Source organism: Caldisphaera sp., assembly GCF_046536515.1.
GTDB lineage: Archaea > Thermoproteota > Thermoprotei_A > Sulfolobales > Acidilobaceae > Caldisphaera.
Genome location: NZ_JAWDMQ010000067.1, coordinates 1 through 6283, shown reverse-complemented (window position 1 = coordinate 6283; position 6283 = coordinate 1). Strand labels below are relative to the sequence as shown.

Annotated in this window: 5 protein-coding genes, 1 tRNA gene and 1 pseudogene; 2 read left to right on the top strand and 5 right to left on the bottom strand. The window is 27.7% G+C overall.

Annotated features, from left to right (window positions below; genetic code table 11):
- Window positions 1-277: pseudogene (locus RXO53_RS07460) on the bottom strand (hypothetical protein); the annotation flags it as partial.
- 929 nt (window positions 278-1206) lie between these two features.
- On the opposite strand from RXO53_RS07460, the gene RXO53_RS07455 reads away from it, so the two are divergent.
- A tRNA-Gly gene (locus RXO53_RS07455) sits at window positions 1207-1282 on the top strand.
- A gap of 300 nt (window positions 1283-1582) precedes the next feature.
- A complete protein-coding gene (locus RXO53_RS07450) occupies window positions 1583-1810 on the top strand; it encodes a hypothetical protein (protein ID WP_410713600.1) in 228 nt (75 codons plus the stop codon).
- Window positions 1811-2060: 250 nt separating this feature from the next.
- Here the strand turns inward: RXO53_RS07450 and RXO53_RS07445 are convergent, their stop codons facing one another.
- The 4 genes from RXO53_RS07445 to RXO53_RS07430 all read right to left on the bottom strand — a co-directional run.
- Window positions 2061-3539: an alkaline phosphatase family protein gene (locus tag RXO53_RS07445; protein WP_410713599.1), complete on the bottom strand. Its 1479-nt coding sequence runs from the start codon at window positions 3537-3539 to the stop codon at window positions 2061-2063.
- A gap of 171 nt (window positions 3540-3710) precedes the next feature.
- Complete coding sequence (locus RXO53_RS07440) at window positions 3711-4508, bottom strand: ARMT1-like domain-containing protein (RefSeq protein WP_410713598.1); 798 nt, start codon at window positions 4506-4508, stop codon at window positions 3711-3713.
- The gene (locus RXO53_RS07435) at window positions 4498-5523 is read right to left on the bottom strand and encodes a pyridoxal-phosphate-dependent aminotransferase family protein (RefSeq protein ID WP_410713597.1); all 1026 of its coding nucleotides are present in this window, start codon (window positions 5521-5523) and stop codon (window positions 4498-4500) included. The genes RXO53_RS07440 and RXO53_RS07435 overlap by 11 nt, the downstream gene beginning before the upstream one ends.
- A partial coding sequence (locus RXO53_RS07430; protein WP_410713596.1) for an NAD(P)-dependent oxidoreductase occupies window positions 5520-6283 on the bottom strand: 764 nt, incomplete at its 5' end. The genes RXO53_RS07435 and RXO53_RS07430, both read right to left, overlap by 4 nt.

Below are 6283 nucleotides of genomic sequence, written 5' to 3'. Positions count from 1 at the left end.
TTACTAATGCATATTGCCCACTTTTAACTGGAATATTAATAGATACTGAGCTGTTTGATAAAATAACGAGCGATGAAGGAGTTGGTGGAGATAATTGTTGCAATTGTTTAACACTAGATGTGGTTGATGATGTTAATGTAGATGATGTAGATGTACTTGTTGAGGTAGTTGATGTTATGACCGTTTTCTTCTTTTGACTTACAAAGTAAGCCCCAATACCAATAATAACTATTACAACAATTATTATTGCAATTACTCCTTTTGAAACGCTTTTCATACGCTCACCTTCTCTTTAAAATATGAAGAATTCGTGCCCACTTAAATATTTTTCCACTTTATAAACACCTTAACTTTTTCCATGCCCTAAAGTGTTTCTTAGAGGTAATTCATAGATTTGCAATTTATTGCTTTCATTTTCATCACTACATAGGTAGTGAATAAAAGTCGCCTATTCAGTTTCTAATATTAGACCAAGGAAAGGTCTTCAACACATTACTTATATCTCTAATTGTTGTAACCTTATTTCAGCGTTTCCTTAGGATTGGGTTACAGTTGTATATGTCCCCCTAAAAGGACATTCTTTATTTAATCTTTTCAAAATTTAAAACCTTAATGCCCCCATTAGGTATAATTATATTTAGAGGACCTTTTATCCAGAATATCCCTCAGCAATTATAATGTAAAAGTTTCCAAATAATATTTCCCTTGTTTTTTCTTTGCAACCACTATCTTTATTCTATACTAAGAATAGATATTAAAACAAACCACCCTATATATAGTCTGTTTATAACCTATAAAGAAAAATTAAAGATGAAAATGAAATTAAAAAAATTTGCCATCAAATTATAACGTTACAACATAATTTTATCTTCTATGGATGTACCTATACATAAAGGTATCGACAGAAAGAGTTTAATAATAAATAACTAATACTACTCATATCATGTCACTATAAAGATTAAAAAGATGAAAAATGACTGAAATCATACCAGACTTGAAGACCAAGGGTTTGTAGTTAATTTTATTAAATTGAATGTATTAATTTTGCATTTATTTATAATATAAACATCTTATAAATCTTAATAATGAAAAATTCTTCTGACCTTCTTTAAATTGCTTTTAAATGCTATAATAAATTAAATGATTTATTGTAGGATATAAAAAACAGTAAAAATAAAAACGGGTTAACTTCAAACAATAGTACGGGCGGCGGTAGTCTAGCCTGGATTAGGACGCTGGCCTTCCAAGCCAGAGGTCCCGGGTTCGAATCCCGGCCGCCGCATTTTTTATTATTATTGCTATTTAGGTGTGAATTTTAATATATTTCTTATATTAAAAATTTATATATTAGTCGTAACCTTTAAATAATCAACGAACAAAAAAAAGTGTATTAGCTAATACTATAATGAATACTTTTTTTGAAAAACCAGCATTATGGCATTGATAATTGGATTTGTTAATATAGGTATACGAAGCATAAAAACAATCCTAAGGACTCTTGTATTGTGATGCTATGCGACGCAATAATGGAAACATTGGCATTAGTTATTTAATTCCTCTCTTAATATAAACCTAAAATCAATTGAGTGGCAACAATAGTTCCAAAACCCCTTTTTCTATGATTTGGGCTACTATAAACGCAAACTCTGCATTTTCAATATTATGGGAAAAAGTTTCTCCTAGAACAGAAATTTCTCCTTATAGCTTTCACCTATTATTGCAAAGCTTTTTTCTTCAAATATTTTCTCTAATTGATAAAAAAATCCTTAAAAATCTATATTATATTGATTCTGAATCCAAAGATTCATAGAACTCTATTATCCCTTTTTATCATCATTTTAGCATATCTAAAATTATAACAGGTTCCTTTATCTCTATACTTAGCTAATTCATTGTACAAATTATATCACAGTATTATATTCGATAAACTATCGATTATTTCTAACTAGATTGTTGACTATTATTTAAAAAACTTAAAAATAATTTTAAATTATTCAATAGCTTTTAATATGATTATTTCTAATTAACTAAATGGTTTAAAATCATTTCTTATATTAAAGTTAACTTTTCATTAAAGATTTCATCTTTATAGCTATACTATATGGAAATTCACCTTTTTTATTTACTACGCCATCGCTATCTGCTTCTTTTGGGATTGGAAGCCCTACTAAAGAAAGCAATGTAGGAGTTACATCATATAAATTAGCATTGTTCTTTATTATGTCTTCTCCAAAAATTAGCATTGTTCCTATAACTTTATGATCTGGATAAGGATCATGTATAAGTCTTGCAAGCGACCTAGTAACTATTATATGATATTTTTCTTCATCAATGGATTCTAAAAACAGTGATGGATAATCTGGTAAATATTTTCCTTTAAATCTTTCTTCTAACTTATATATTTTTATATAATTTGATATTTTATCACCTACTAATGATTTTAAACCTTTTTCTCTAAAGTCTTCATTTTTAAAATATATAATTCTAGCCATAGAGAGCCCTCCATGATCATCATATGTAAATGGGCTATCATTCAATGTTCCAGGTTTACTTAATGTTAATAAATTATCATTCAATGTTCCAGGTTTACTTCCGTGCTTAAATATTTCTTTACTTAAATTTTCTATTATATTTTTTGCAAAGTCTTTTGTTAATAGTTGTCTCGGAGATAATCTTGGAGGCAATATTAAAGAAATTTCATCTAACATATTTTTCAAACTGAATAATATTTTTCCTTTAAAAGTTTTGGGTAAATATACATGAAATTCATTCATCAATGGAGGTAAAATGTTAACGCAAGTTTTATAAGTTCCTACACCATGATCTGAGACTAAAACAAATTTATTGGTCTTTTTAATTAATTCAGAAGCTAAATTATCAATCTCATACCATACCTTTGCTGACTTCTCTTTTACATTTAAAACTTCATAAGGATATTTATGAAAGGCTTGATCTGGAAATGGTAAAACTATAAAATATGCATCGCTTTCTATACTATTAATTGCTTTAATCGAACCTTCTATCAGCATAATTGTTCTCTGATAAGGATCATTAATCTCTGATGGAGTTTTAAAGTATTCCTTAAAATCTTGAATTAAGCTATTTGGAAAAAATTCAACTTCTGGGCCTAGAAAGGTGTCTCCTATTATATGCATTTTATCCTTACAGCAAATGCTTTTAATAGGCCATGTAAGAGGATAATTTATCAAAGTAACTTCTAAGCCTTTATATGCCATGTCTTCAAATACTCTAGGAAAAGTTATATCACTTGAAACATAGGGTCTTGAATAATCTTCTCCCATTTTTCCCTTATAATATTTTGTAAAGCCCCAAATTCCATGCTTTGCAGGATTAACGCCAGTAGCTATACTAGTCCAAGCAACTGGTGTTATTGGAGGCATTGAATATAAAGGAAATAGCTTCCCTTTAGAAATCAAGTATTTTAAATTTTTTAAATTAAGTTTTTTAGTAGCTTTTATTAATAATGATGGAGGCAATCCATCTAAACCTAAAAATGATATCTTTTCTTTACTGACCAAATTATACCCCTTATAGATTAAATTATTGAGTAGGTTTAAAACATCTTATATAAAAATATTTCAGTAATGATTTAAATTAAAACTTTGTAATTTAATTTTGCAATATTAATTTATTGTAAGTCTTATTTAAGTTCAAAGAAATTATATGCATAATTAAGACAAAAAAGAATGTTATTTCTTTAGTATTTTGTATGCTCTTTGCCCGCTTATTATTATTGGCATATTTTTCTTTACTTTGAATTTTTCTGCCAAAACATCACATTTTGCTCTAAATAAATGAAGTGAATCTAACTTTACTTCATTCTCTAAATATGCTTCCAAATTCGCTATACCTTTAGAAATAATAAAGCCATCATTTAAGTATTTAATAGGCGAGTAATTCCCAGGAGTCATAATATCAAACTTTATATCATCGCTAGAAGAAATATCGATTTCATAAGGCTCTTCTCTAATAACTAATTTGACTTCAAATCCATGTGCTTTTAACGCTTTAACTAACAAAAAATCTATATAAATTTCACCTGAATTATCAGCAACAAAATATATTGTTCTATTTTTCGATAAATTAATATCATCATAGATCAATGGTTTTTCCCATATAGCTTCTTTTAAATCTAATGGCTCAAAACCCAATACATGCGTATCTATTATATTTGCAGCGGCGCTGAATTCCATAGCTAATTTATAATCCCAACTATTTTTAACCAAATTTTCTTCAATTACCTTTGCTATTTTCCTACCTAAATCATTTAAAAATAGTTTCATCTCTTTATATGGACTTTCTTTATTTGTTAACTTTATTATTTCTTTAAAAGATATTGAGAACATTTCATCCCTGCTTAGATTACTGTTTAAAATTTTTGAAATACTTTCTAAAATTAATGGGATTTTTTCATCATTATTTAATTTAATCAAGTCATTAACTCTATTATTAATTAGACATAATTTACATCTTTTGTCAATCAACATAATTATTTATCGCCTCTGAAACAGCTTTTATATCATGAAAATCTATGTCGCCCATTAAACCTATTCTAACAGCTTTATTAGATAGATTACCAATGCCATTTGCTATTGTATATCCTTTTTCTTTCAAATCATTTATTATTTCTTTTACATGATTAGTATAAAATGATGCAACTGTATTACTTCTAAAAATTTCATTATTTACAATAGGCTTTAATTTAACTGAATTATAAAGGATTCTTGATCTTTCTTCGTGAATCTTAGTATAATTATTAACTCCCATATTTAAAATGTAGTTTGTTGAATATTCTAATCCAGCAATAACATTTATAGGAGGAGTATATGGGGTTTCACAATTTGGTTTCATTTTCAAAAATTTTTTTAAATCCATGGAAGGCGGTACATTAGAATTATTATCTGGATTTTTATTAATATAAATTATAGATGCTCCTGGTATTGAAAGAAATGCTTTGTGAGACGCAGTAGCGATAACATCTATTTCTTTATTTATATTTTCAGCAGGAATTCCTGATACACTATCAACTAGTAGCAATGCCCCATATGATGAAGCTATATCTTGAATTTTTTCTATAAATCTATTGGTGATTCCTATGCTCGTTTCATTATGAACCATTGCTATAGCCTTGACTTCGCGCATAATTTTAATTTTTTCTTCTATTAAGTCTGGTAAAGGAAGTGAACCAATTTCGCTAGTTATTAATTCAACTATAGCCCCTCTAGATTTAAGTGAATCTCCAAGTCTTTTGCTAAATTCTCCTATATCAATTAATAAAACTTTATCATTAGGCTTAATATAATTATAAACCATAGTATCAATAGAAAATGTACCAGTTCCAGGTAAAATTATAGCATTTCCTTTTATAATTTTCTCAAGATTCTCTATAACTTTTTCAAGTAATTTTTTAAATTCTTCTGATCTATGAAATCCTGGTTGTCTACTTATATGAGTTAAAACTTCTTTGGGTAATTGTATTGGTCCTGGTGTAAGGTATTTCATATGTTTTTCACCGCTTCTATTACGTTTTTAGCAAATTCCTCCGTTAATCTATCCATAGCTTCTTTAGTTTCTGACCCTATATGAGATGTTACAATGACATTTTCCATTGATATTAAATTCTTAAATAAATCATCCTTTGGAGGTTCTTGCTCTAATACATCTAAGCCAATTCCTTTAAAGCGATGTGCATGACTAATTAAAGCTTTAGTATCTATTACTTCACCTCTACTTGTATTAATTAAGATTGAATCATCTCGAATTAATTTTAAAGTTTTTTCATTAATCATGTGATAGGTTAAACTTGTTAATGGAACGCTTAATGAAATTATATTACTCTTCTCTAATAATTCGTTTAATTCAACTTGTTTTCCATCATATTTTTTTAATTCATCTCTTACATCAATAATATCATTTGCTATAATTTTCATATTAAAGGCGCTTGCATATTTTGCCGTTGCTTTTCCTATTCTTCCTAAACCTACTATTCCTAATGTTTTATTTGATAATTCATTTCCTAAAATTTTACCTTTTGGCCATTCTCCATTCTTCACCATTTCGATTATATTATATAATTTTCTCTCTAAAATAAATATCATTGATATTATAAGTTGAGCAACACTTTCGCTCGGCGCATTTGGTGCATTTATAATTTTTATGCCCTTTTTCATTGCATATTCAATATCTACATTATCCAAACCTACTCCAAACCTAGCTAAATATTTTAATCTATTTGAGCTATCTATTATTTCTTTGTCTATTT

Excerpts from the sequence above, each read along its gene's own strand:
- RXO53_RS07440 (WP_410713598.1), bottom strand. The coding sequence starts at position 4,508 with ATGTTGATTGACAAAAGATGTAAATTATGTCTAATTAATAATAGAGTT.
- RXO53_RS07435 (WP_410713597.1), bottom strand. The coding sequence starts at position 5,523 with ATGAAATACCTTACACCAGGACCAATACAATTACCCAAAGAAGTTTTA.